Here is a 23,468-nt window from a genome sequence, read left to right on the forward strand (position 1 = left end):
ATGCAGAGCAACAAGATCATTGCCGCCCTCGAAGCGGAACAGATGAGCAAGCAGATCCCCGACTTCCGCGAAGGCGATACGGTCGAGGTGAAGGTGAAGGTGAAGGAGGGCGACCGTGAGCGCCTGCAGGCCTTCGAAGGCGTGGTGATCGCCCGCCGCAACCGCGGAATGAACTCCGCGTTCACCGTGCGCAAGATTTCGCATGGCGAAGGCGTCGAACGCGTGTTCCAGACCTACAGCCCCAACGTTGCGGAAATCACCGTCAAGCGTCGTGGCCTGGTCGCCCGTGCCAAGCTGTACTACCTGCGCAACCTGGCCGGCAAGGCCGCGCGCATCAAGGAAAAGCTGGCCTGATCGGCGCCGGCGCCCTGGTCGGCGCCGGGCTGCAGCGCCGTACCATGTGATCGGCAGGCGCCGCGCCTGCCGGTCCTTTTTTGTGCCCGGGATCGTGCGCCCGCGTCTTGAAAAGCCCCTGTCGGGCCCCCAGCTTGCGAACATTCCAAGTACATCGGGGACACCATGAGCGCGACTACCCACGCCTTCCAGGCCGAGACCCGTCAGCTACTGAAGCTGATGATTCACTCGCTGTATTCGAACAAGGAGATCTTTCTCCGAGAGCTGATCTCGAACGCGTCCGATGCCTGTGACAAGCGCCGGTTTCTGGCGTTGGCAGACGCCGCGCTGATGCCCGAAGGCACTACGCTGAAGGTGTCGTTGACCGTGGACAAGGCCGCCCGAACGATCACCCTCCAAGACAACGGCATCGGCATGAGCGAGACCGAGGTGGTGGAGAACCTCGGCACCATTGCCCGTTCCGGCACCCGTCGGTTCATGGAATCGCTCAGCGGTGACCAGAAGCAGGACGCGCAGTTGATCGGCCAGTTCGGAGTCGGCTTCTACGCCGCCTTCATCGTGGCCGACAAGGTGACGGTGGTCACCCGCCGGGCCGACGCGTCGTCGGCGGTGCGCTGGGTGTCGGACGGGCAGGGCGAGTTCAGCGTCGAAGCGGCGGACATGGCTGAAGCGGGTACCGCGATCACCCTCCATCTGCGGGAGGATGAAGACGAGTTTCTCGAACCGGCCCGGCTCGAAGGGATCGTTCGCAAATACTCCGACCACATCGGCCTGCCGATCGAGCTCGACGGCAAGACCATCAATCAGGCTCGCGCCCTGTGGACCCGACCCAAGAGCGAGCTCAGTGATGAGGACTACCAGCAGTTCTACCAGCACATCGCACACGACTGGGAGCCGCCGCTGAGCTGGGCACATCACAAGGTCGAGGGCACGCTGGAGTACACCTCGCTGCTGTACCTGCCGAAACGGGCACCGTTCGATCTCTGGGACCGCGAGCAGGCACGTGGGGTGCAGCTTTACGTCAAACGCGTGTTCATCCTCGATCGCGCTGCCGAGCTGCTGCCGCCGTATCTGCGCTTCGTCCGTGGCCTCGTCGATACCGCCGATCTGCCGCTGAACGTGTCGCGCGAGATCCTTCAGGGCAACCGGGTGGCCGAGAAGCTCAAGAGCGCTTTGACCAAGCGGGTGCTCGACATGCTCGACGAGCTGGTGGCCACCCGGCCGGATGATTACGCCACCTTCTGGTCAGCCTTCGGCACCGTGCTGAAGGAAGGGATTGTCGAGGATGCGAACAATCGCGATCGCCTGGCCAAGCTGTTGCGCTTCGCCTCCACCACCCAGCCTGACGGCGCCACGGTGAGCCTCGCCGACTACCTGCAGCGGATGCCGGAAGGCCAGAAGTCGATCTATTTCCTCACCGCCGAAACCGCTGCTGCGGCACGCAACAGTCCGCACCTGGAGGGCTTCCGCAAGCAGGGCTTCGAGGTCCTGCTGCTGACCGACCGGATCGACGAGTGGGTGATCAACCACCTCACCACCTTCGAGGACAAGTCGCTGGTGTCGGTGGCCGCTGCGGCTGCCGATGTCGAGAGTGTCATCGAGACCGCGGACAAGGCGCGGCACGAAGGGGAGTATCAGGCGACCTTGAGCCGTCTAGAGAAAAGCCTGGAAGGGCGCATTGCGTCGGTCCGGCTGTCGGGTCGTCTCACCGAATCACCGGCCTGCCTGGTGGCGCCGGAGAACGCCCTGTCGCGCCGCATGGAGGCCTTGCTGCGGCAATCGGGTGAGTCGCTGCCGGCCACCCTGCCCATTCTTGAACTGAACCCGGAGCATCCGCTGGTCGCGCGCCTGCGCGAAACGCCCGATGACGACGCCTTCGGCGATCTCGCTGAACTGCTGCTCGGTCAGGCCGTACTGGCCGAAGGCGCGCAGCTGGAGGACCCGGCAGGTTTCGTCCGTCGGCTCAATCGCCTGCTGTTGAGCGAACCTCGCGCCTGAGGGGGCGCGGTTTGCCGGCGGCGCTGGTCGGTGATCAGGGCAGCACGCGCACAGCATCCACGTACCGTTGCTGCCACCACCGATTGCCCACCGGCGCGACGATGACGTGCCGGCCGGTGGAGGGGGCATGGACCGCCTGTCCGTCACCGAGATACATCGCCACATGGTCGATCCCGCCACGGCCGAAGCGGTAGAACAGAAGGTCGCCCGGTACCGCCTCGTCGAGGTCGATGCGGGCGCCGACCCGATGCTGCTCGCGGGTGGTGCGGGGCAGGCGGATGCCTTGTAGACCATAGACGTACTGCACCAATCCGCTGCAGTCGAAGCCGCTGTCGGGCGTGGTACCGCCGTAGCGGTAGGGGCGTCCGATCTGACCGAGGGCATCGAATACCAGCGCACGGCGAATCGCATCGTTCTCGGGGTCCGGTGCGCCACTGCCACCGAGGCTGCCACAGGCAGTCAGGCAAAATCCGATGCACGTCAGCAGCGCCGCCCATCGCCGCTGCCGGGCTTTCCCGAGCCCACTCACGCGGGCGGGCAGGTCGCCTGCATTGACGGGCGTTCCGCAAAGGGGGTGAACCAGGTTACCAACGCGGGTGCCCGCTTGCGCCAAGGGATGTAAGGAAGGCGGAAATCGAGGTAGGCGAGAGCGACGCCGGTGGTAATGTCAACGACGCCTGGCTGCTCGAGCGTGAGCCCTGAAGCTTCGAGCTCGAGCATGTCGACGGCACGTAGGATGGCGGCCTGTTGGCGATCCAGGTAGGCCGGGTAGACGATGCTCTCCGGGCGCCGCTTCTCAAGCACGCTAGCCAATGCAGCTTCGAGAATGCCTTCTGCGACCACGCCGCGGCGAGCGGCAGCCCAGCGGTTGTCGGGTGTCGACAGGCGCGCCTTCGAGCGGCGCTGCAGGTAGTCGATGATCAGCTTCGAATCCGGCAGGGCCTCGCCGCGGTCGGTGACCAGGGTGGGGATCCGCGACAGCGGGTTGGCGGCGAGAAATTCGGTCGGCAGCTGTGCGGCGAAGGGATCGATCAGCTCTTCCTCGACGCGATCTGCGAGCCCCAGCTCGCGCACCACGACACGGACTTTGCGGGCAAACGGCGATGTCAGGTTGCAATAGAGCTTCATGGCGTTCCCGGGGGGCAACAAACGAAAAGGGCCGCGGCAGTGTGGCCGCGGCCCGGTCGTCTCGCAAGCGGTGGATCAGCTGTCGGCGAGCTTGTCGAGAAAGCGCTCGGCGTCCAGCGCCGCCTGGCAGCCGGTGCCGGCGCTGGTGATCGCCTGACGGTAGACGTGGTCCATCACGTCACCAGCAGCGAATACGCCGGGCACGCTGGTGGCCGTGGCGTTACCACTGCTGCCTGACTGCACCTTGATGTAGCCGCCCGCCATGTCGAGCTGGCCTTCGAAGATGCCGGTGTTGGGTGCATGGCCGATGGCGATGAACACCCCCTTGAGCGGAATCTCGCGGGTTTCGTCGCCATCGACGCTCTTGATGCGGATGCCGGTCACACCGCTGGCATCGCCGAGCACCTCATCAAGTGCGTGGTTCCAGACGATTTCGACCTTGCCTTCCTCGGCCTTCTTGAACAGCTTGTCGTGAAGGATTTTTTCGCCGCGGAACTTGTCGCGACGGTGCACCACAGTGACCTTCTTGGCGATGTTGGCGAGATAGAGTGCCTCCTCCACCGCGGTGTTACCGCCGCCGATCACGGCGACTTCCTCGCCCTTGTAGAAGAAGCCGTCGCAGGTGGCGCAGGCCGACACGCCCTTGCCGCGGAAGGCGGTTTCGGAGTCCAGGCCCAGATACTTGGCGGATGCACCCGTGGCGATGATCAGGGCGTCGCAGGTATAGCTGCCCTGGTCACCGGTGAGCGTGAACGGACGCTTTTTCAGGTCAACGCTGTGGATGTGGTCGTAGACCAGCGCGGTGTCAAAGCGCTCCGCATGCTGCTGCATGCGCTGCATGAGGTCCGGCCCCATCAAGCCCTCGACATCGCCCGGCCAGTTGTCGACTTCGGTGGTGGTCATCAGCTGTCCACCCTGCTCGAGACCGGTGATCAGCGCCGGCTGCAGATTGGCGCGTGCGGCGTACACCGCAGCGGTATAGCCCGCCGGACCGGAGCCGAGGATGATCAGGCGGTGGTGGGGGGTCGAGCTCATGGCAATCCTTGTAATGACGCCGCTGGCGGCGGAAGGCGGGCCGCTACCGGCGCCGCAGGTGAGGGGCGATGCTAGAGCGCCCGAATTATTCGGTCAAAACATCGATTCATATCGACAGTGCAGACCTCCACTATGATGTCATGGCGGCGTGACCCTGTTCTCGGCTGGCAAGGTCCCCGCAGGTCGTAAACTGCGGCCCAACTCACGCTTTTCAAGCTGCCGTCCGGAATCTTCATGTCCCAATCGAAATCGCCGATCCGCCGCGTCTTCAACACCGCATGGTCGGTGGTGGTCGGGCTCTACAAAGCCATCATCCTGCTGAGCCTGGTGTTGTTTCTGTTCAGCCTCTGGTTGATCTGGTCGGGGCCGCCGACGGCGCCGATCGAGGACAACGTGGCACTGGTGGTGGCGCCCAGCGGTGTGCTGGTCGACCAGCTTGAGATTGATCCGGCGATGGCGCTGCTCGATCAGCTCAACGGCACCCCACCGCCGCAGACCGCGCTGCGGGACGTTATCGATGCCTTTGATGCCGGTGCTGCCGACGACCGTATCGCCTTCGCCGTGCTCAAGCTCGATGGGCTGTGGGGCGGTGGCCTGGCGCAGATGAGCGAAGTGGTCGATGCCATGGCCCGGTTTCGTGCGAGCGGAAAAAAGATCGTCGCTTACTCCGCCTGGTACGACCAGTTGGGCTATCTCGCCGCCAGCCACGCCGATGAGGTAGTGGTTGATCCGATGGGCATGGTGGCCCTCGAAGGGCTGTCCACCTACCAGAACTATTTCAAGGGCTTGACTGACAAGCTGGGTATTACGGTCAACGTGTTCCGGGTCGGCGAGTTCAAATCGGCGGTCGAACCGTTCATCCGCAACGACATGTCGTCGGCGGCGCGGCAGGCCAATCGCGCTTGGCTGGGCGATCTCTGGCAAGCCTACGGCACCTCCGTTGCGGTCGGGCGCGAATTGGAGCCGGGGGCCGTCGATGCCTTCATTGAAGCCTTGCCCGGCGACCTTCGCAGTGGCGCGGCGGCGGCGGACGTGGCGCTGGCGCGGGGACTGGTCAGCCATGTCGAGACCCTGCGTGATTTCCGTGCCCGGATGGGTGAGCAAGTGGGCATGGATGACGACCATGGCAGCTTCCGCCAGATTCATTTTCTCGACTATCTGACGACCCACGACCGTGAGCAGCCACCCGTCGCCGAAGCGCCGATGATTGCTCGGGTGGTGATTCAGGGTGAAATCGTGGACGGTGTCAGCACCATCGGCGTGGCCGGCGGTGACACCATCGCCGACCTGCTGGATCAGGCCCGGCGCACACCGGAGGTGGCGGCGGTGTTGCTGCGGGTCGATTCGCCCGGAGGCAGTGTGTGGGCATCGGAGCAGATCCGTCGGGCGGTGGTACACCTGCGCGATGAGGGCAAGCCGGTGGTGGTGTCGATGGGTAATGTCGCTGCCAGTGGTGGCTATTGGGTGTCGATGGACGCCGACCGGGTGCTCGCGCATCCGGAAACCATCACCGGCTCGATCGGCATCTTCGGCTTGCTGCCGACGATTGAAGGGACGCTGGCCAAGGCCGGGATCTATACCGATGGTGTCGGGACCACGTCGCTCGCTGGTGCCTTCCGTCTTGATCGACCGCTGTCGCCGCAGGCACGGGTGCTGATCCAGGCCGAGGTTGACCGGGGATACCGCGAGTTTGTCGAGCGCGCCGCGGCGGCCCGACAGATGTCGGTGGATGCGCTCGAACCGCTTGCGCAGGGCCGGGTCTGGAGCGGCAAGGCCGCACATGAGCGGCAGTTGATTGACGCGCTCGGCAACCAGACTGATGCCGTCGCGATTGCCGCCGAGCTGGCCGGCCTGGATCGATGGGTGCTGGAAGACTTCGCACCGCGGACCGACTTTGCCAGCCGCTTTCTGCAGCAGCTCACCGGCGGTCTGGTCCGACTCATGGGCGAGGCCGTTGTCCCCGCATGGCTGCGGTCGGCGATGGCACCGGTGGTTGCGCCGGCGCAATTGTTGTCCGACCCTCGGGGCCGCTACGCGCACTGCCAATGTCAGGCTCGCGTGGGGACCCGCGCGGTGCCCTGATGCAGCAGTTCCAACTGGCAGACGGTGGAACCCTGGCCTATCGGGATGAGGGGCGCGGATCGGTGGTCGTGCTGGTCCATGGTCTCGGTGCCAGCCATGCCGACTGGCGCTTTCAGGTGCCGGCGTTGGCCACGCGCTATCGCGTCATCGCCGTTGACCTGCCGGGTTTCGGTGACAGTCCGGCACCCGGACGGCCACTCCAGATCGACGACTACGCGGCCGTCGTCGAAGCGCTCGTCGATGCGGTGTCCCCGAACGCGCCGGTGGCGATCGTCGGTCATTCAATGGGCGGCGCCGTAGCGCTGCAGGCGGTGCTGCGAGCGCCATCACGGTATCGCAAGCTGGTTGTGGCCAACAGCCTGCCCTCGTTCCAGCCCGAGACCCTGCGCGAGCGGCTCGAAGTGGCCTACCGCCGCCTGGTGATGCGGGTACTGGGGCCGGCCCGGTTGGCGCGACTCAGCGCCTACCGCATGTTCCCGCGGGCGGATCAGGCCGCATTGCGCGAGCAGGTCATCGCCCGCGGGCGCCACAACCGGCGCCAGACCTATCTGCAGGCCCTGTCGGCCCTCACTCGCTGGAATGCCCAGCCGCATTTGCCGACACTGGAGACGCCGACGCTGCTCATCGGGGCGGAGCATGACTACTTCGACGCAGACCGCGTCGAGCAGTACGCGGCTGCACTCCCGAACGGGCGTCTGCACTGGTTTGCCGGCTGCCGTCACGGGTTGCCGATGGAAGCGCCCGAAGCGTTCAACGCCGTGCTGCTGGCGTTCCTCGACGCATGAGCGCGACGACAGCCCCGGTCGGGGTATTCGATTCCGGCCTGGGCGGATTGACGGTCCTGCAGTCCCTGCGTTCACTGCTGCCGGGCGAGGATTTCATCTACTTTGCCGATCAGGCTTTCTGCCCCTATGGGGGGCGCCCGGAGGCGGAGATCCGGGATCGCGCCTTCGCAGTCACCGACGCGCTGCGCGCCGAGGGGGCCAAGCTGGTGGTGGTGGCCTGCAACACGGCCACCATTGCCGCCGTGGCGGCCTTGCGCGCGGCAGTGGACATCCCCTTTGTCGGCATGGAGCCCGCCGTCAAGCCGGCCTCCGCGTTGACCCGCTCCGGTGTCGTCGGCGTGCTGGCAACGCAGGGCAGTCTGGCGGGCGACAAGTTCCAGCACCTGGTGGCCACACACGCTCAGGGGGTCAAGGTGCTCACCCAGCCCTGCCGCGGCTGGGTCGAGTTGGTGGAGGCCGGCGACCTCGACGGCCCGGTGGTCCGGCAGCAGGTACGCGCGGCGGTGCAACCCTTGATCGACGCCGGTTGCGACGTGTTGGTGCTCGGCTGCACCCACTTCCCGCTGCTGCGTCCGGTGATTGCTGATTGCGTCGGCCCGGCGGTGACCTTGCTCGAGACCGGCCCGGCGGTGGCGCGCCAGACCTTGCGGGTGCTGGAGCAGACCGGATTGCGCAATCCGCGAGGCGATGGTGGCAGCATCCGCTGGCGCGGCACAGGCGACGATGTGGCTTTTCGGGCGATGCGGCTGCGCTTGGGGTTCGACGCTCAGGGTGAAACGGCGCCGCTCAGTCGATAAATCGCATCGAGAGGTCGATGGCCTGCAGGTGCTTGGTGATGCTGCCGACGGAGATTCGGTCCACCCGGCATTCGGCGTATTGGCGCACGGTGTCGAGGGTGGCGCCGCCCGAATACTCGACCACGGTCCTGCCACCGGCAGCGCGGTGCGCACGCGTCAGGCGGACGGCTTCACGCAGGGTGTCGAAGGGGAAATCGTCGACCAGCAACAGGTCGACATCGGCGGCCAGTGCGGCGCGTGCCTCGTCCAGCGTCTCGGCCTCGGTCATCAGCGGCACGCCGGCGTCCAGCGCCCGTGCGGCGCTGATGGCAGCCTCGATGCCGCCGGCCGCAGCGATATGATTTTCCTTGATGAGGATGCCGTCGTAGAGCCCGATGCGGTGATTGTGGCCGCCGCCGCAGAGCACGGCGTATTTCTGCGCCTGGCGCAGCCCCGGCAGGGTCTTGCGGGTGTCAACGATCTGGCAGCCGGTGCCGGCGACGGCTGCGACATAACGGTCGACGGTGGTGGCGGTGCCGGACAGGGTCTGCAGAAAATTCAGCGCCGTGCGCTCCCCCGTGAGCAGGGCACGGGCGGGGCCGGCGAGGGTGAACAGCACGGTGTCGGCATCCACCCGTGCGCCCTCCGTCACCTGCCAATCCACCACGATGGCCGGGTCCAGCTGCCGAAAGACTTCGTTCACCCAGGGGCGGCCACAGACCACAGCAGTCTCTCGACACAACACGCGTGCGCGTGCGGTGCGGTCGTCACTCAGGCGGGCCGTCCAGTCGCCTGACCCCATGTCCTCGGCCAATGCAAATCGAACGGATTGTTCGAGCGTCGTCACATAGGCGGGTAGGGACGGGACCATGGTGATGACGTCAGTTGCCCTGCGCCCAGAGGAACTCGAGCAGCGCCATCTGCGCCCACAGGCGGTTCTCGGCCTCGTCCCAGACCACGGACTGGGGACCCTCAATGACCTCGGCACTCACTTCCTCGCCGCGATGGGCTGGCAGGCAGTGCATGAACAAGGCCCCCGGCGCCGCCTTGGTCATCCGCTGCGCATCCACCTGATAGTCGGAAAACACCCGTCTACGCTCGAGTGCCTCGGCTTCCTGCCCCATGCTGGTCCAGGTATCGGTCACCACCAGATCTGCGCCCTGAACGGCCTGATCCGCATCGGTGACGATGTTCACATGCTTTCCGGCGCGGTTGATCAGATCAGCATCGGCCTCGTAGCCCGTCGGCGTTGCGATCCGCAGGGTGAAATCGAACAGGGTGGCGGCCTCGATCCACGAGTTGCAGACATTGTTGCCGTCGCCAACCCAGGCCACCGTCTTGCCGGCCGGGTTGCCGCGATGTGCGATCCAGGTCTGCAGGTCGGCCAGTAACTGGCAGGGGTGGTGCAGGTCCGACAGACCGTTGATCACTGGCACTGTGGCGTGCCGTGCGAAGGCGGCCTGATCGGCTTGAGAGTCGTTGCGGATCATCACAGCGTCGACCATGCGTGACAGCACGCGGGCGGTGTCCGACAGCGGCTCGTCACGACCGATCTGCGTGGTCCCGGTCTGCAGAAACAATGCATGACCGCCGAACTTCGCCATGCCCGACTCGAAACTGACGCGGGTTCGCGTCGAGTTCTTGGCGAAGATCATGGCCAGTGTGCGGCCGGCGAACGGACGTTCGGCCACCGGCGGGCGCGCCCGCAGGGCTTGCGCACGGGTCACGATCGCCATCGCCTCGGCGGGTTCAAGATCCGACAGTTTCAGCAGATGGCGGGGCATGCCCTTCTCCCAAAAGCAAAGGGCCGCGCACCCGGCGCGGCCCCGATACAACGTCCGTTTCGCTGGTCAATCAGCCGAGGTTCTGCTCGACGAAGTTCCAGTTTACCAGAGCCCAGAAGTGCTCCAGATAGGTCGGGCGGGCGTTGCGATAGTCGATGTAGTAGGCGTGTTCCCATACATCGCAGGTCAGCAGCGGCTTCTTGCCATCGGTCATCGGGTTGCCGGCGCCGATGGTGGAAACGATCTCAAGGCCGCCGTCGGCGGTCTGGACCAGCCAGGCCCAACCGGAGCCGAAGGTGCCGGCCGCGACGTCGGTGAACTGCTTCTTGAAATCTTCGAGGCCGCCGAAGTGCTTGACCAGTGCATCGGTCAGTTTCTTGCCGGGCGCGGCCTGGTTCGGGGTCAGGCAGTGCCAGAAGAAGGTGTGGTTCCACACCTGCGCGGCGTTGTTGAAGATCTTGCCCGAAGACTTCTTGACGATGTCTTCGATGCTCATGTCCTCGAATTCGGTGCCGGCGATCAGCTTGTTGCCGTTGTCGACATAGGCCTTGTGGTGTTTGCCGTAGTGGTAGTCCAGCGTTTCGCGGGACATGTGGGGCTCGAGGGCCTCGCGCGGATACGGCAGTTCGGGATGCGATAACGCCATGGGAACGCTCTCCTGTTGTGGGGCTGGTGTGCCGCCGGTCGGCGGCCTACTGGCGGTCGCAAGGGTAGGGGAGGCAGGGGTCTTTTTCAACCGAAACCACGATCTGACGGCGCAGTCAGGCCGCCACCGTGGTGTCATCGGGTCCCGTATAATAGGGGGCTCGACAACCCGCGCCTCGGAGATTTCACATGGACGCGTTGGAACGCATCAAACAGCAGGTCACCGACAACCCGGTGATTCTGTACATGAAGGGGTCGCCCGACTTCCCCCAGTGCGGTTTTTCAGCCCGCACGGTACAGGCGTTGAAAGCCTGTGAGGTTCCCTTCTCCTTCGTCAACATCTACGAAGATGAAGAGATTTACCGGGCCCTGCCCAAGTTCGCCAACTGGCCGACCTTTCCGCAGCTGTATGTGAAAGGCGAACTGATCGGCGGCTGCGACATCACGCTCGACCTCTACCAGTCCGGCGAGCTGCAGAACATGCTCAACGAAGCCGTGGCAGAACAGAAAGCGGCCTGAGCGCTGACGCATCGATTCGACGCCCGCCTCGCGCGGGCGTTTTTTTTGGACGCAGCGGGAATATCGGCTGGCCGCAATACACCTTTCGCCGCATGTCCGCCAAACCGGCGGGCGTCGCCCCGGTGCTATGATCGGCCGAAGCAATCTGCATCCCCACGCGACGGACAGGAGCCGCCATCCCATGACTGAATACCGGCACATCAAGATCCCCCCCCAGGGCGAGAAGATCACCATTGAGGAGGGGCGGCTGAAGGTGCCGGACCAGCCGATTGTCGGCTACGTCGAAGGCGATGGCATCGGCCCCGACATCACCAAGGCTTGCCTGCGGATCTGGGACGCAGCCGTCGCCAAGGCTTATGGCGGCAGCCGCCAGATTCACTGGTGTGAAACCTATCTCGGCGAGAAAGCCTCCAAGCTTTATGACGGCAACTACTGTCCGGACGAGACCCTGCAGGCGCTGCAGGAGTTGGTGGTATCGATCAAGGGACCGCTGACCACGCCGGTTGGCGGCGGCTTTCGCAGTCTCAATGTGGCCCTGCGCCAGGATCTTGACCTCTACGCCTGCGTCCGCCCGGTGCGGCACTACGCGGGGGTTCCCAGTCCGCTGAAGAATCCGGGCAAGGTCGACGTGGTGATCTTCCGCGAGAACACCGAGGACGTGTACGCCGGGATCGAATACAAGACCGGCACTCCCGAGAACGAGAAGGTGGCCAAGTTCCTCCGTGAGGAGATGAAGGCGCGGTTCTTCGAGGGCGCCGGCATCGGCATCAAGCCGATTTCCGAGTTCGGCTCCAAGCGCTTGGTGCGCAAGGCGATCCAGTACGCCATCGACAACGGCCGCGAATCGGTCACGCTGGTGCACAAGGGCAACATCATGAAGTTCACGGAAGGCGCCTTCCGCAACTGGGGCTATGAGGTGGCGCGCGAGGAATTCGGCAACGTCACCATCACCGAAGAGCAGCTCTACAACGAGTACAAGGGCAAGCAGCCGGACGGCAAGATCGTGGTCAAGGACCGCATTGCCGACATCATGTTCCAGATGATGCTGCTGCGGCCGGAAGAGTTCGACGTGCTGGCGACGATGAACCTGAACGGTGACTATCTCTCCGACGCCATCGCCGCCGAGGTGGGTGGGGTGGGGATCGCGCCGGGTGCCAACATTGCCGATCACGTTGCCGTGTTCGAGGCCACCCATGGCACTGCGCCCAAGTACGCCAACCTGAACAAGGTGAACCCCGGGTCATTGCTGTTCTCCGGCGTAATGATGCTCGAGTACATGGGCTGGAAAGAAGCGGCCGACCTGATCACCCTGGTGTATCCGGAAGTGGTACTCGACGGCATCGTCACCTATGACTTTGCCCGGCAGATTGACGGTGCCACCGAAGTCGGCACCAGCCAGTTTGCCGATGCGCTGATCGAGCGCATCGAAGGTGGCGTGGATGTCGAGGCCAAGCGCCGTGCCCAGCAGGAGCAGTTGGCCAAGGAACGCAAACAGCGCGAAATTCGACGGCTGCTGCAGCCGATGGAGGAAATGCTGGATACCGGCCGCGTGCCGCATACCGTAGGCGACCTGATGACCCGCTCGCTGATCACCGTCACCGATGGCGAGACGGTGGAGCAGGCGATGCACGTGATGACCGAGAACGACGTCAGCTCGGTGGTGGTGGAGCCGAATGCCGCCGGTGATTGGGGCATTCTCACTCGCCGCGACATCGTCACCAAGATCGTCCGGGGTTCGCACAACCCAGCGACCACCCGTGTTGCCGATGTGGCGACGCGGCCGGTGGAGTCGGTGTCGGCCGAAACCTCGATTCGCGAGGCCGCCCGCATCATCGCCGACCGCAATTTCTCGCGGCTGCCGGTCAGCCAGGGGGACAAGATCATCGGCATCGTGACCGAGCAGGATATCTTCGCCACGGTCGACAAGTTCGGCTGGGCGGTCGACGCCAACTGAGGGCTTGCCGTATGACGCGCAGCCGCGTGTCCGCCGCGTCGGGCACGCGGCCGGTCCCGGCGTTCACCAGGCCCTGGGGATGAATATCACCCTGCTGGTCATCGGTGACGAGATCCTGCGCGGCAAGCGCCAGGACCGGCATTTGCCGTTCGTCATCGGCTTGCTTGGCGAGCGCGGGCTGGGTCTGCATCAGGCCCGGTTTGTCGGCGATGACGAGCGGCAGATTGCCGCCGCCATTCGCGATGCGCGCCACAATGGCGAGCTGTTGTTGAGCTGTGGCGGGATTGGGGCGACGCCCGATGACCGCACCCGCCAGGCCGCAGCCGCTGCGTTTGAGCGCCCGTTGCTGCGACACACCGAAGGCGAGGCGCTGATCATCGCCGAGTACGGCGAGCGGGCGCTGCCCAACCGGGTGCTGATGGCGGACTTCCCGCAGGGCGCCAGCCTCATTCCCAACCCGGTGAATCGGGTGGCCGGCTTTTCGGTCGGCAATGCGCACTTCGTCCCCGGGTTCCCGGAGATGGCCTGGCCCATGCTGACCTGGGTGCTGGACACCCGCTACCCCCATCTGCACAACGCGACACCGCCGGTGGAGTTCCGCCTGCGGGTGGTCGGCACCACCAGTGAAGGGGACCTGCTCGACCTGATGGAAGATACCTTGGCCCGGTATCCCGGCCTGCAGCTGTCCAGCCTGCCGAGCCGGGGCGGTGCTGATCGTCCGCGCCATATCGAGTTCGGCTTTCGGGGGACGGAGGGTCTCGCCGCCGGGGCGTATCGCCACTTCGAGTCCGGCCTGGCCCGCGACTTCGCCGATCTCCAGCGCGACCCGCTGGCACCCCCGCCCGCCTGATCAGGGCGCCGGCGGCAGGCTGGCGGTGGTCGGGGGTTTGCGGCCGGCGTATCCGGCAAGCACGCAGGTCAACACCACCAGCGCCACCCCCAGCAGCGACCAGGGGTCCATGGTTTCGTCCCAGATCACCCAGGCGAGGGCGCCGGCGAACACCACCGAGAGATAGGTGAAGGGGCCGATGAGGGCCGCCGGGGCGCAGCCATAGGCGCGCGTCAGGTTGAGCTGGGCATGGGTGGCGAACAGGCCGGCTGCGACCATCAGCAGTCCACCCTCGAGGCTGGGCGTCTGCCACCGCCACAGCAGCGGCAGTGCGGTGATCAGTGTCGACAGCAGGGCAAAGTAGAAGACGATGCGCGGCGCCGGCTCGGTATCGGAGATGCGGCGAATGCCGACCATCGCGCAGGCGGCGAGCAGGCCCGAAGCGATCCCGATCATGCCGGCCAGGGGGTCCACTGGCGCCCGCCCGGGTTGCACGATCAGGGCGATGCCGAGCAGGCCGATGGCGATTGCCGGGAACACCCGCCAGGGCGGTCGCTCGCCGATCCAGGCCCAGGCAATGAACGGAATCCACAGCGGGGTGGAGTAGGTCAGCAGCATCGCTTCCGCGAGGTGCAGATGCGCGATGGCGTAGAAGAAGCAGTACATCGCGCCGACACCGAAGGCGGCCCGGAGCAGGTGACCGCCCCAGCGGCGGGTGGCGACCGCCGTGCGCAGCCCGGTGTGCGCGACCCAGGGCAGCAGCGCCAGCAACCCCACGGCACAGCGCAGGAACACCACCATTTCATTGGGCATCTGTGCCGAGGCGGCCTTGATCAGGGCGCCTGCCAGCGAGAACCCCAGCGCCGCCTGGATGGCATGGAGGGCGCCGCGTCGAAGCGATTCGGACATGTCCGCCATCAAAAGATGCGGAGTGTACGACGGGACGGGGTATGCTCTGCTGCCCCTTGAATCGGCCGGGATTGAACCCAGCATCCGGGGCGGTGTCCCAACCAGAATCCTGACCATGCCCATTTACGAATACAGCTGTCCCCGCTGCGGTGCCGCCCGCGAGATCATGCACAAGATGTCAGAAACTCCCGAAGTGGCCTGCACGGAGTGCCCGGACGGGATTCTGCAGCGCCAGGTTTCGGCCGCGGCGTTTCGCCTGAAGGGCGGTGGCTGGTACGAAACCGACTTCAAGAAGGATAACCAGCGCAACCTGGTCTCGGATTCACCGCCGGAAAAGGCGGGCGACAAGGCGTCAGACAAAGCCGCCGACAGTGGGGGCAAGCCGGCTGACAAAGCAGCGTCAGCGGCCAAGCCCGCTGCCAGTGCAAGCCCGGCGCCAGCGCCAACGCCGACCCGTCCGCCGTCCGCCGACCGCTAACCTAACCCGCCACCCTGGAGTTCTCTGTGCAGAGTCTGTTGCGAAAATGGTTCATCGCTGGCCTGTTGGTCTGGTTGCCACTGGGCGCCACGCTGGTGGTAATCCGTTTTCTCATGGGCATGCTGGACGCCAGCCTGATCCTGATTCCCGCCGCCTGGCGCCCGCAGATCCCCGGCCTGGGGGTCATCCTCTCGCTGGTGCTGGTGTTGGGCACCGGCGCCCTTGCGGCAAATTTCGTCGGTCGCCGCGCATTGGGATGGGGCGAGTCGCTGCTGGGGCGCATCCCGCTGATCCGGTCGGTTTACGGTGGCATCAAAAAACTGGCCGAGACGGTGTTTTCGGAGTCTTCCAACGCCTTCCGTCAGCCGATCATGATCGAGTACCCCCGCAAAGGGCTCTGGAGCATCGCATTCGTCACCGGTGAGCCGATCGGCGAGGTCCAGGACAAAACCGCCGAGGCCGTTCTGACCTGTTTTGTGCCGACCACGCCGAATCCAACATCGGGCTACATCGTGATGGTCCCGCGCAAGGATGTGCTGTGGCTGGAAATGAGCGTCGAACAGGCGATGCGGCTGATCATCTCGCTGGGGGTGGTCACGCCGGAGCATCCGGCGGCCCGTCCGCCGCCTGTGGTTGGCGTTGCGGGCGTCACGGTCGACGACCCGCAATAGGCTGCCACAAGCGACCGGACACGCCGATTCCGGCTAAACTTGCGCGCTTTGCCGCTGGGCGGGGCCCGGCGGCGTTCCTGACAGGGCGAAGCTTTTCTACATGATGCGGACTCATTATTGCGGTCAGGTCACACAGGATCTGGTCGGTGACACCGTGACGGTTGCCGGCTGGGTGCATCGCCGGCGCGACCATGGCGGCGTGATCTTCATCGACCTTCGCGACCGCGAGGGCCTTCTGCAGTGCGTTTTCGATCCCGATACGGCTGAAGCGTTCGCCGCTGCTGACCGTCTACGCTCGGAATACGTGGTGACCATCACCGGCCGCGTCCGGCCGCGCCCGGAGGGCACCCAGAACACCGGACTGGCCAGTGGTCAGATCGAGTTGCTCGGCAAATCGGTGACGCTGCTCAATCGTGCCGAAACGCCGCCGTTTCACCTGGATGATGAGGGCGTCGGTGAAGACACCCGCCTGCGCTATCGCTACATCGATCTGCGGCGGCCGCAGATGCAGAAGAACCTGCGGCTTCGGCACCGTGTGCTGAAGATGATCCGCGACTATATGGATGCCCACGGTTTCGTCGACGTCGAAACCCCGATCCTCACCCGGGCGACGCCGGAAGGTGCGCGCGATTATCTGGTGCCGTCGCGAACCCATGCCGGAGAATTCTTCGCCCTGCCGCAGTCGCCGCAGCTGTTCAAGCAGCTGCTGATGATGTCGGGCCTCGACCGCTACTACCAGATCGCCCGCTGCTTCCGTGATGAAGATCTGCGCGCCGACCGGCAGCCCGAGTTCACCCAGCTCGACCTCGAGACCTCGTTTCTCGACATGCCCGAGATCATGGCACTGGTGGAGGGGTTGGTGGTGCAACTGTGGCGCGACGTGATGAACGTCGACCTGGGTGTCCTGCCGCACATGCCTTACGCCGAGGCGATGGCGCGGTTCGGCTCCGACAAACCGGATCTGCGCAATCCGCTTGAGCTGATTGAAATCAAGGATCTGGTCGCCGATTCCGACTTCAAGGTGTTCGCCAATCCGGCCAACGATCCCAAATGCCGCGTGGCGGTGCTGCGGGTACCCGGCGGTGGCGAAAAGCTGTCGCGCGGCGAGATCGACAAGTACACCGCCTTCGTCGGCCAGTACGGCGCGCGCGGACTGGCCTGGATCAAGGTCAACGATGCGGCCGCCGGTCGCGAAGGCCTGCAATCCCCGATCGTCAAGAACCTGTCCGACGCCGCCCTTGCCGGCATTCTTGAGCGTACCGGCGCCGTCAGCGGCGACATCCTGTTCTTCGGCGCCGACCGCTTCCAGGTGGTGTGCGATGCGCTGGGCGCGCTGCGTCTCAAGGTGGGCAATGACCTCGGCCTGACGCAGCCCGGCTGGAAGGCGCTGTGGGTGGTCGACTGGCCGATGTTCGAGTGGGACGACAAGGCCGAGCCTGCGGTTGCAGGCGGTTCGCCGGGACGCTGGATCAGTCCGCACCATCCGTTCACCGCGCCGCGTGTCGATTCGGCGGAGCAGCTGCGGAACGACCCGGGCCATGCGGTGTCGCAGGGATATGACATCGTGGTCAACGGTATCGAGTTGGGCGGTGGGTCGGTGCGTATTCACCGGCCGGATATCCAGCAGGCGGTCTTCGACCTGCTTGGAATCAGCCCGGAAGAGCAGCAGGAGAAGTTCGGCTTCCTCCTCGAGGCGCTCTCCTACGGCGCCCCGCCGCATGGCGGGCTGGCGATCGGCATCGACCGCATGGTGATGTTGATGGCCGGTGGCAGCTCCATTCGCGATGTCATCGCGTTCCCCAAGACGCAGACGGCCCATTGCCCGCTCACACGTGCGCCTGGAGAGGTTGATGGTCGCCAGTTGCGTGAACTGCATATTCGGTCGACGGCCAAGCGCGATGCGCCGCCTGTTGACGCTACCCCCACCTGATCCCCGGAAGGAGTCCACCAAGGTGCGTCTGATTCGAACCAGCATTCTGGCCTTGACGGCCGCGTTGAGCCTGACCGCCTGCAATATTGACGAGGGCAACCGGCCGGTGAAGCTGGAGCTGTTTTCCAGCAGTACCGGCGACACCGAGTCCGCCACTCTGTACCAATGCAGCGAGGGTGGCTTGGCCGCTGTGGTGACGTTCCTCAATGGCTCGGCGATCAATTTTCTTGACGGCACCTTCGGTGTGCGTCCGGTTGAGCTGAGCTCCAGCGACGAATCAGTGGTCGCGGTCAGCGACGGCACGATGCCGGTACCGGGTCGTGAAGGCTTCGTGTATCCGCGCGGAACGCTGGTGCCGATCGCGCCGGGCAACGCGCGAATCACAGCGAACTACTCGCTGCTGACCGACGCCATCGACGTGACGGTGCAAGGCCCCGATTCGATTTCGATTGCGCCTGACGTGCAGACGGTCGCCGTCGGCTCCGCCCAGAACTTCACGGCCACGGTGGTGCAGGATGGACGTTCGGTTGACGCCACGAGTTCGGTGCGGTGGCGTCTGCTCGACAACATGGGGGAGCCTGTCGATGGTGAGGTCGGCGTCATTGGTAGCGCCAACGGTGTCGTCGTCGCGCTTGCCGAGGGCGGCCCCTTCACCGTTGAGGCCCAGTTCAGCGCCTGCTTCGAGCCCGACCAGTTACCGCCAACGGTGGACCCGGAAGACCTGCGAGCCGACGTCAACTTCCAGTTTGTTGACAGTCTCGAACTTTCGCGAGAATTTGCGGCCAACGACGAGGGAACCGGCGACCCGGTTGCCGCGCCTCCGCTGCTGCGGAACACCAGCGAGGCCTATACCTTGATCGGACATTTCGCCGATCCGGCCGACGGCACGCAGAATCTGTCTCAGCAGTCGGCGACGCGGTTCACCGTTTTCGAGCCGGGGCTGGAAGAAGACGAGATCACCGACAAGGCCGGTTTCGGCCTTTTGGGGGTTCGGAACATTCTCAGTGCCCTGCAAGCGACCGATGACGGGATCCCGCTGCAGGTCTCGGCCACCTTCGGCGGCGGCGAGGCCGCTCAGGAAGGGGACCCGGAGCCGCCGCCCGAGGTGACCAGCAACACCCTCAATGTCGAGATTGTCGAAGGGACCTTGCAAGCGGTGGTTGTCAGCCCCGAGGACGCTATTGTCGATTTTTCGATGCGCCAGCAGTTCAATGCCGCCGGCACCTATCTTCTCGCCGACGAGATCTCCGAGCAGACCCAGGACATCACCCGGCATGTCAGTTGGCGCAGCAGTGACACCACCGTCGCCGCCATCAGTTCGCAGGTTGCCAATGCAGGGTTGTCGCAGGTGATTGCCGACGAGCCCGGTTGCACCTTCATTACCGCCGTGCCGGTGGCCGATGACGAGCTCGAGGTACGGACCCGCCTGTTCGCCAATGACAACACGGTGGAGTGTGTCGAGCCGGATGACGGCGAAGACGACAGCGAAGGCTGACGCGGCGTTATTTGTCGCAGGAGGACCCGATGGCCGCAGTGCTCAAGCTTGACCAGTTCAATCTGCTGGACGACGGGGAATGTGACAGCCGCATCATTGCGGCCAAGCAGATTCTCGGCGACCGGCTGTGTGTGCTCGGACACCACTATCAGCGTGATGAAGTCTTCCGTCATGCCGACTTCACGGGTGATTCGCTGAAGCTGTCGCGTCTGGCAGCCGATACGACGGCCGAGTTCATCGTCTTCTGCGGCGTCCATTTCATGGCGGAGGTGGCGGATATCGTCACCGGCGGCAGCCGCAAGGTGATCCTGCCGGACCTCGCAGCGGGATGCTCGATGGCCGACATGGCGAACCTGATCAAGGTACGCAAGTGCTGGTCGGAACTGTCGACGGTGCTCGAACCCGACGAGCAGGTGACGCCGGTGACCTACATCAACTCGGCAGCCGATCTCAAGGGGTTTTGCGGCGAGCATGGCGGCATCGTCTGCACCAGCTCGAATGCCCGTGCGGTTCTGGAATGGAGCTTTGCCCGCCGCGAGAAAGTGCTGTTCTTCCCCGACCAGCACCTCGGTCGCAACACCGCCATCGACATGGGCATTGGCCTCGACGAGATGGTGGTGTGGGATTTCACCCAGCCGATGGGTGGCGCCACCCCCGAGCAGATCCGCAAGGCGAAAATGATTCTCTGGAAGGGCTTCTGCTCGGTCCACCAAATGTTCAAGCCGCTGCATATCGAGCAGTTCCGTGCACGGGTACCGCAGGGGCAGGTCATCAGTCATCCCGAGAATGCCTTCGAGGTCTGCCAGCAATCCGATTTCGTCGGCAGCACCGAATACATTCTGCGGACGGTGCGGGCCTCGGCCGCCGGCAGTCACTGGCTGGTCGGCACCGAGCTGAACCTGGTCAACCGGCTCGCCGAGGAGATGCGGCCGCAGGGCGTGACGGTGGAGTTCATGAGTCCGACCGTCAGCATGTGCTCCACCATGTTCCGTACCGACCCGCAGCATCTGGCCTGGTGCCTCGACAACCTCGTTGGTGGCACCGTGGTCAACCGGATCCGCGTGCCGGAAGCCGTCGCCACCCCGGCGCGGCTGGCGCTGGACCTGATGCTGGAAGTGGTTGACTGAACTGCCAACTCCCGATCCCCGTCTCCCGATTCCCGAGTAAAGCCATGTATATCAACGCCCCCACGCTCGCCAAGGCTGATCCTGAACTGGCCGCCGCCATTAATGCGGAAGCCCACCGCCAGGAGGTGCACATCGAGCTTATCGCCTCAGAGAATTACGCCAGCCCCGCGGTCATGGCTGCGCAGGGCAGCCTGCTGACCAACAAGTACGCCGAGGGCTATCCGGGGCGGCGCTATTACGGCGGCTGCGAGCACGTCGACATCGCCGAAGAACTGGCCATCGAGCGGGTCAAGGAGCTGTTCGATTGCGACTACGCCAATGTGCAGCCGCACTCCGGTGCGCAGGCCAACGCCGCCATCTTCCTCAGCCTGGTCAGTCCCGGTGACACCGTCATGGGCATGAACCTGGCACAGGGTGGGCACCTGACCCACGGCCACCCTGCCAATTTCTCCGGCAAGCAGTACACCATCGTGCCCTACGGTCTGGACCCCGAAACCGGCCTGATCGACTACGACGAGATGGAGCGCCTGGCGCTGGAACACAAGCCGAAGCTGCTGATCGGCGGCTTCTCGGCCTATTCACGCGTCAAGGACTGGGCCCGCATGCGCGCGATTGCTGACAAGGTCGGCGCCTGGTTCTGGGTCGACATGGCCCACGTCTCCGGGCTGGTTGCCACCGGCACCTATCCCAGTCCGCTGCCGCATGCCCATGTGGTGACGTCGACCACCCACAAGACCCTGCGCGGCCCGCGTGGCGGCATCATCCTCAGCAAGGGGCAGAGCGAAGACTTCAACAAGAAGCTCAACTCCGCGGTGTTTCCCGGGATTCAGGGCGGCCCGCTGATGCACGTCATTGCTGCCAAGGCAGCCGCCTTCCGCGAGGCGCTCGACCCCGAGTTCAAGGTCTATCAGGAACAGGTGGTGGCCAACGCCCGCGCCATGGCCGAAGTGTTTTTGCAGCGCGGCTTCAAGGTGGTCAGCGGCGGTACCGACAATCACCTGTTCCTGCTCGATCTGATTGCCAGGAACGTGACCGGCAAGGATGCTGAGGCGGCGCTCGGCCGCGCCCACATCACGGTCAACAAGAACGCGGTGCCGAATGATCCGAAATCGGCCTTCGTGACGTCCGGACTGCGCATCGGGTCACCGGCCTCGACCACCCGGGGCTTCCGCGAGGCGGAGATGGCCCAGGTGGCGAACTGGATCGCCGACATCGTCGATGCGCTGGCGGCCGACAGCGATCTCGAAGCCGTGATCAAGCGGGTGCGTGGCGAAGCGGCCGTTCTGTGTGCCCGGTTCCCGGTGTATCACGCGCCGCAGCGTGCGGCGGCCTGAGTTGCGCGCCGCCGCCGGCAGGTCTGACTGATGCAATGTCCGTTCTGCAAGGCAGTGGATACCCGAGTGGTCGACTCGCGACTGGCGGAGGACGGCACCCAGGTGCGTCGCCGCCGCTCCTGTGAGGAATGCAGCGCCCGATTCACCACCTTCGAGAAAGCGCAGCTGTCGATGCCGCTGATCGTCAAACGCAGTGGCGAGCCGGAGCCCTTCAACGAGGACAAGCTGCGACAGGGCATCGAAAGCGCGCTCTACAAGCGGCCGGTGACGCCGGAACAGGTGGACCATGCCCTCGAGAACCTGATGCGCAAGTTGCGTGGCGCCAACGAACGGGAGGTCGATTCCGGCCGGCTTGGCGAGTGGGTGATGGAGGAGTTGCGCGATCTCGATCACGTGGCCTACGTGCGGTTCGCCTCGATCTATCGCAAGTTTGAAGACGTCAACGCCTTCCGCGAGGAGATCGAGCGTCTGCAGACCCTTCCCAGCGCCGAGCAGCGCCGCAGCCAGCTGCCGCTGATCGACCCGGGCCCGACCCGGTGACCGACGCCGCGGCATCCCCCGGCGAGGATGCCCGCTGGATGGCGCATGCCCTGCAGCTGGCAGCCCGGGGCCGCCTCACCACGCGACCGAATCCCCGTGTCGGCTGCGTGTTGGTGCGCGCAGGGCGCAACATCGGGGAGGGCTATCATCGACGGGCCGGCGAACCCCATGCCGAAGTACATGCCCTTGCGGCGGCGGCTGAGGCTGCACGCGGCGCCACCGCCTACGTCACCCTCGAACCCTGCAGCCACCATGGCCGCACGCCACCCTGCGCCGACGCCCTGATCGCGGCCGGCGTCCAGCGGGTGGTGGTGGCAGTCGAAGACCCCAACCCGCAGGTCGCTGGGCGCGGTATTGCCGCGCTGCGGGCGGCCGGCATGACGGTGGACATCGGCTGTCTGGCCGGGCCCGCAGCAGCCCTCAACCGTGGTTTCTTCAGCCGCATGCAACGCGGTCGGCCCTGGGTCACGCTGAAGCTGGCAGCCAGCCTCGACGGCCGCACCGCCATGGCCAGTGGCGAATCGCAATGGATCAGCGGGGAGGCCGCGCGGGCCGATGTTCATCGGCAGCGCGCCGAGGCCGGGGCCGTGATGGTGGCAGCAGCCACCGTGCTGGCCGACGATCCGCAGCTCACCCTACGCCCCGCGCCCGATGGTGTAGCGCCGCCGGATCGCATTGTGCTGGATGCCCGCGCCGAGGTGCCGGCAGGCGCACGCGTGTGGGCCGATGATGGCGCCCGCCGCTTCTGGCTGACCGCCGAGCCCGGTGCGGCGCCTTCCGGCGTGCATCGGTTGACGGTGGCGACCCGTGCCGACGGACGACTGCGGCTGGATCAGGCGCTGGCAGTGCTCGCCGCTGCCGAGGTCAATGCGGTGCTGGTCGAGGCGGGGTCGCGGCTGGCCGGCGCGCTGATCGACAGTCGACTGCCGGATGAACTGGTGGTCTATCTGGCGCCACGACTGCTGGGCGACGCTGCCCTTGGCATGGCCAACTTGCCCGGACTCACCGGACTGGCGGATGCACCCGCCCTGCGCTGGACCGATACTCGTACCGTGGGCGCAGATCTGCGACTCACGGCGCAATTCATCTGAGGAC

General features: G+C 65.3%; 23 protein-coding genes. 16 read left to right on the forward strand and 7 right to left on the reverse strand.

What is annotated here, in order from left to right:
• A complete protein-coding gene (rplS, locus tag JN531_RS13805) occupies window positions 1–354 on the forward strand; it encodes a 50S ribosomal protein L19 (RefSeq protein WP_228349440.1) in 354 nt (117 codons plus the stop codon).
• Window positions 355–519: 165 nt separating this feature from the next.
• A complete protein-coding gene (gene htpG, locus JN531_RS13810) occupies window positions 520–2,352 on the forward strand; it encodes a molecular chaperone HtpG (RefSeq protein WP_228349441.1) in 1,833 nt (610 codons plus the stop codon).
• Between the two features lie 34 nt (window positions 2,353–2,386).
• Here htpG and JN531_RS13815 read toward each other — a convergent pair whose 3' ends face one another.
• The 3 genes from JN531_RS13815 to trxB all read right to left on the reverse strand — a co-directional run bounded on the left by JN531_RS13815 (window position 2,387) and on the right by trxB (window position 4,515).
• Window positions 2,387–2,881 carry a C40 family peptidase gene (locus tag JN531_RS13815; protein WP_228349442.1) on the reverse strand — a complete coding sequence of 165 codons (495 nt, stop codon included), beginning with the start codon at window positions 2,879–2,881 and terminating at the stop codon, window positions 2,387–2,389.
• Complete coding sequence (locus tag JN531_RS13820; RefSeq protein ID WP_228349443.1) at window positions 2,878–3,480, reverse strand: glutathione S-transferase family protein; 603 nt, start codon at window positions 3,478–3,480, stop codon at window positions 2,878–2,880. Before JN531_RS13820 ends, JN531_RS13815 begins: the two co-directional genes overlap by 4 nt.
• 75 nt (window positions 3,481–3,555) lie before the next feature.
• The gene (gene trxB, locus JN531_RS13825; RefSeq protein ID WP_228349444.1) at window positions 3,556–4,515 is read right to left on the reverse strand and encodes a thioredoxin-disulfide reductase; all 960 of its coding nucleotides are present in this window, start codon (window positions 4,513–4,515) and stop codon (window positions 3,556–3,558) included.
• 234 nt (window positions 4,516–4,749) lie between these two features.
• On the opposite strand from trxB, the gene sppA reads away from it, so the two are divergent.
• Genes sppA through murI form a run of 3 tightly spaced genes read left to right on the forward strand, consistent with a single transcriptional unit; the run spans window position 4,750 to window position 8,179 of the window.
• On the forward strand, window positions 4,750–6,597 hold the full coding sequence (gene sppA, locus JN531_RS13830) for a signal peptide peptidase SppA (protein WP_228349445.1): 1,848 nt from the start codon (window positions 4,750–4,752) through the stop codon (window positions 6,595–6,597).
• Complete coding sequence (locus JN531_RS13835) at window positions 6,597–7,382, forward strand: alpha/beta fold hydrolase (RefSeq protein WP_228349446.1); 786 nt, start codon at window positions 6,597–6,599, stop codon at window positions 7,380–7,382. Before sppA ends, JN531_RS13835 begins: the two co-directional genes overlap by 1 nt.
• A complete protein-coding gene (gene murI, locus JN531_RS13840; protein ID WP_228349447.1) occupies window positions 7,379–8,179 on the forward strand; it encodes a glutamate racemase in 801 nt (266 codons plus the stop codon). Before JN531_RS13835 ends, murI begins: the two co-directional genes overlap by 4 nt.
• Here murI and nadC read toward each other — a convergent pair.
• The 3 genes from nadC to JN531_RS13855 all read right to left on the reverse strand — a co-directional run bounded on the left by nadC (window position 8,169) and on the right by JN531_RS13855 (window position 10,588).
• On the reverse strand, window positions 8,169–9,029 hold the full coding sequence (nadC, locus tag JN531_RS13845; RefSeq protein ID WP_228349448.1) for a carboxylating nicotinate-nucleotide diphosphorylase: 861 nt from the start codon (window positions 9,027–9,029) through the stop codon (window positions 8,169–8,171). The genes murI and nadC overlap by 11 nt on opposite strands.
• A 10-nt stretch (window positions 9,030–9,039) precedes the next feature.
• Window positions 9,040–9,942, reverse strand: coding sequence for an ornithine carbamoyltransferase (gene argF, locus JN531_RS13850; protein ID WP_228349449.1), 903 nt, complete (start codon window positions 9,940–9,942; stop codon window positions 9,040–9,042).
• 70 nt (window positions 9,943–10,012) lie between these two features.
• Window positions 10,013–10,588: a superoxide dismutase gene (locus JN531_RS13855; protein WP_228349450.1), complete on the reverse strand. Its 576-nt coding sequence runs from the start codon at window positions 10,586–10,588 to the stop codon at window positions 10,013–10,015.
• Between the two features lie 188 nt (window positions 10,589–10,776).
• On the opposite strand from JN531_RS13855, the gene grxD reads away from it, so the two are divergent.
• The 3 genes from grxD (at window position 10,777) to JN531_RS13875 (ending at window position 13,910) form a co-directional block, all read left to right on the forward strand.
• Window positions 10,777–11,106, forward strand: a complete 330-nt coding sequence (grxD, locus tag JN531_RS13860; RefSeq protein WP_228349451.1) for a Grx4 family monothiol glutaredoxin — start codon at window positions 10,777–10,779, stop codon at window positions 11,104–11,106.
• Window positions 11,107–11,287: 181 nt separating this feature from the next.
• Window positions 11,288–13,060: an isocitrate dehydrogenase (NADP(+)) gene (gene icd, locus JN531_RS13865; RefSeq protein WP_366522381.1), complete on the forward strand. Its 1,773-nt coding sequence runs from the start codon at window positions 11,288–11,290 to the stop codon at window positions 13,058–13,060.
• A gap of 79 nt (window positions 13,061–13,139) precedes the next feature.
• Window positions 13,140–13,910, forward strand: coding sequence for a competence/damage-inducible protein A (locus JN531_RS13875; protein WP_228349452.1), 771 nt, complete (start codon window positions 13,140–13,142; stop codon window positions 13,908–13,910).
• Here JN531_RS13875 and JN531_RS13880 read toward each other — a convergent pair whose 3' ends face one another.
• Window positions 13,911–14,798 carry a DMT family transporter gene (locus tag JN531_RS13880; RefSeq protein WP_228349453.1) on the reverse strand — a complete coding sequence of 296 codons (888 nt, stop codon included), beginning with the start codon at window positions 14,796–14,798 and terminating at the stop codon, window positions 13,911–13,913.
• On the opposite strand from JN531_RS13880, the gene JN531_RS13885 reads away from it, so the two are divergent.
• The 8 genes from JN531_RS13885 (at window position 14,797) to ribD (ending at window position 23,464) form a co-directional block, all read left to right on the forward strand.
• Window positions 14,797–15,276 carry an FmdB family zinc ribbon protein gene (locus JN531_RS13885; RefSeq protein ID WP_228349454.1) on the forward strand — a complete coding sequence of 160 codons (480 nt, stop codon included), beginning with the start codon at window positions 14,797–14,799 and terminating at the stop codon, window positions 15,274–15,276. The two genes, JN531_RS13880 and JN531_RS13885, sit on opposite strands and share 2 nt — an antisense overlap.
• 26 nt (window positions 15,277–15,302) lie before the next feature.
• The gene (locus tag JN531_RS13890) at window positions 15,303–15,947 is read left to right on the forward strand and encodes a DUF502 domain-containing protein (RefSeq protein WP_228349455.1); all 645 of its coding nucleotides are present in this window, start codon (window positions 15,303–15,305) and stop codon (window positions 15,945–15,947) included.
• A 100-nt stretch (window positions 15,948–16,047) separates the two neighbouring features.
• Window positions 16,048–17,877, forward strand: coding sequence for an aspartate--tRNA ligase (gene aspS / locus JN531_RS13895; RefSeq protein ID WP_228349456.1), 1,830 nt, complete (start codon window positions 16,048–16,050; stop codon window positions 17,875–17,877).
• 22 nt (window positions 17,878–17,899) lie between these two features.
• Window positions 17,900–19,372: a hypothetical protein gene (locus tag JN531_RS13900; RefSeq protein ID WP_228349457.1), complete on the forward strand. Its 1,473-nt coding sequence runs from the start codon at window positions 17,900–17,902 to the stop codon at window positions 19,370–19,372.
• A 29-nt stretch (window positions 19,373–19,401) separates the two neighbouring features.
• Complete coding sequence (nadA, locus tag JN531_RS13905) at window positions 19,402–20,499, forward strand: quinolinate synthase NadA (protein WP_228349458.1); 1,098 nt, start codon at window positions 19,402–19,404, stop codon at window positions 20,497–20,499.
• 44 nt (window positions 20,500–20,543) lie between these two features.
• The gene (glyA, locus tag JN531_RS13910; protein WP_228349459.1) at window positions 20,544–21,833 is read left to right on the forward strand and encodes a serine hydroxymethyltransferase; all 1,290 of its coding nucleotides are present in this window, start codon (window positions 20,544–20,546) and stop codon (window positions 21,831–21,833) included.
• Window positions 21,834–21,863: 30 nt separating this feature from the next.
• Window positions 21,864–22,373: a transcriptional regulator NrdR gene (gene nrdR / locus JN531_RS13915; protein ID WP_228349460.1), complete on the forward strand. Its 510-nt coding sequence runs from the start codon at window positions 21,864–21,866 to the stop codon at window positions 22,371–22,373.
• Window positions 22,370–23,464 carry a bifunctional diaminohydroxyphosphoribosylaminopyrimidine deaminase/5-amino-6-(5-phosphoribosylamino)uracil reductase RibD gene (gene ribD / locus JN531_RS13920; RefSeq protein WP_228349461.1) on the forward strand — a complete coding sequence of 365 codons (1,095 nt, stop codon included), beginning with the start codon at window positions 22,370–22,372 and terminating at the stop codon, window positions 23,462–23,464. The genes nrdR and ribD overlap by 4 nt, the downstream gene beginning before the upstream one ends.
• Window positions 23,465–23,468 lie beyond the last annotated feature (4 nt).

The organism is Flagellatimonas centrodinii, from assembly GCF_016918765.2.
In the GTDB taxonomy this organism is placed as follows: Bacteria; Pseudomonadota; Gammaproteobacteria; order Nevskiales; family Nevskiaceae; genus Polycyclovorans; species Polycyclovorans centrodinii.

Coding starts and splice junctions, on each gene's coding strand:
- trxB (WP_228349444.1), bottom strand. CDS start 4,515: ATGAGCTCGACCCCCCACCACCGCCTGATCATCCTCGGCTCCGGTCCG.
- glyA (WP_228349459.1), top strand. CDS start 20,544: ATGTATATCAACGCCCCCACGCTCGCCAAGGCTGATCCTGAACTGGCC.
- JN531_RS13880 (WP_228349453.1), bottom strand. CDS start 14,798: ATGTCCGAATCGCTTCGACGCGGCGCCCTCCATGCCATCCAGGCGGCG.
- icd (WP_366522381.1), top strand. CDS start 11,288: ATGACTGAATACCGGCACATCAAGATCCCCCCCCAGGGCGAGAAGATC.
- nrdR (WP_228349460.1), top strand. CDS start 21,864: ATGCAATGTCCGTTCTGCAAGGCAGTGGATACCCGAGTGGTCGACTCG.
- nadA (WP_228349458.1), top strand. CDS start 19,402: ATGGCCGCAGTGCTCAAGCTTGACCAGTTCAATCTGCTGGACGACGGG.
- rplS (WP_228349440.1), top strand. CDS start 1: ATGCAGAGCAACAAGATCATTGCCGCCCTCGAAGCGGAACAGATGAGC.
- murI (WP_228349447.1), top strand. CDS start 7,379: ATGAGCGCGACGACAGCCCCGGTCGGGGTATTCGATTCCGGCCTGGGC.
- grxD (WP_228349451.1), top strand. CDS start 10,777: ATGGACGCGTTGGAACGCATCAAACAGCAGGTCACCGACAACCCGGTG.
- JN531_RS13820 (WP_228349443.1), bottom strand. CDS start 3,480: ATGAAGCTCTATTGCAACCTGACATCGCCGTTTGCCCGCAAAGTCCGT.
- argF (WP_228349449.1), bottom strand. CDS start 9,942: ATGCCCCGCCATCTGCTGAAACTGTCGGATCTTGAACCCGCCGAGGCG.
- nadC (WP_228349448.1), bottom strand. CDS start 9,029: ATGGTCCCGTCCCTACCCGCCTATGTGACGACGCTCGAACAATCCGTT.
- JN531_RS13885 (WP_228349454.1), top strand. CDS start 14,797: ATGTCCGCCATCAAAAGATGCGGAGTGTACGACGGGACGGGGTATGCT.
- htpG (WP_228349441.1), top strand. CDS start 520: ATGAGCGCGACTACCCACGCCTTCCAGGCCGAGACCCGTCAGCTACTG.
- sppA (WP_228349445.1), top strand. CDS start 4,750: ATGTCCCAATCGAAATCGCCGATCCGCCGCGTCTTCAACACCGCATGG.
- JN531_RS13875 (WP_228349452.1), top strand. CDS start 13,140: ATGAATATCACCCTGCTGGTCATCGGTGACGAGATCCTGCGCGGCAAG.
- JN531_RS13835 (WP_228349446.1), top strand. CDS start 6,597: ATGCAGCAGTTCCAACTGGCAGACGGTGGAACCCTGGCCTATCGGGAT.
- aspS (WP_228349456.1), top strand. CDS start 16,048: ATGATGCGGACTCATTATTGCGGTCAGGTCACACAGGATCTGGTCGGT.
- JN531_RS13855 (WP_228349450.1), bottom strand. CDS start 10,588: ATGGCGTTATCGCATCCCGAACTGCCGTATCCGCGCGAGGCCCTCGAG.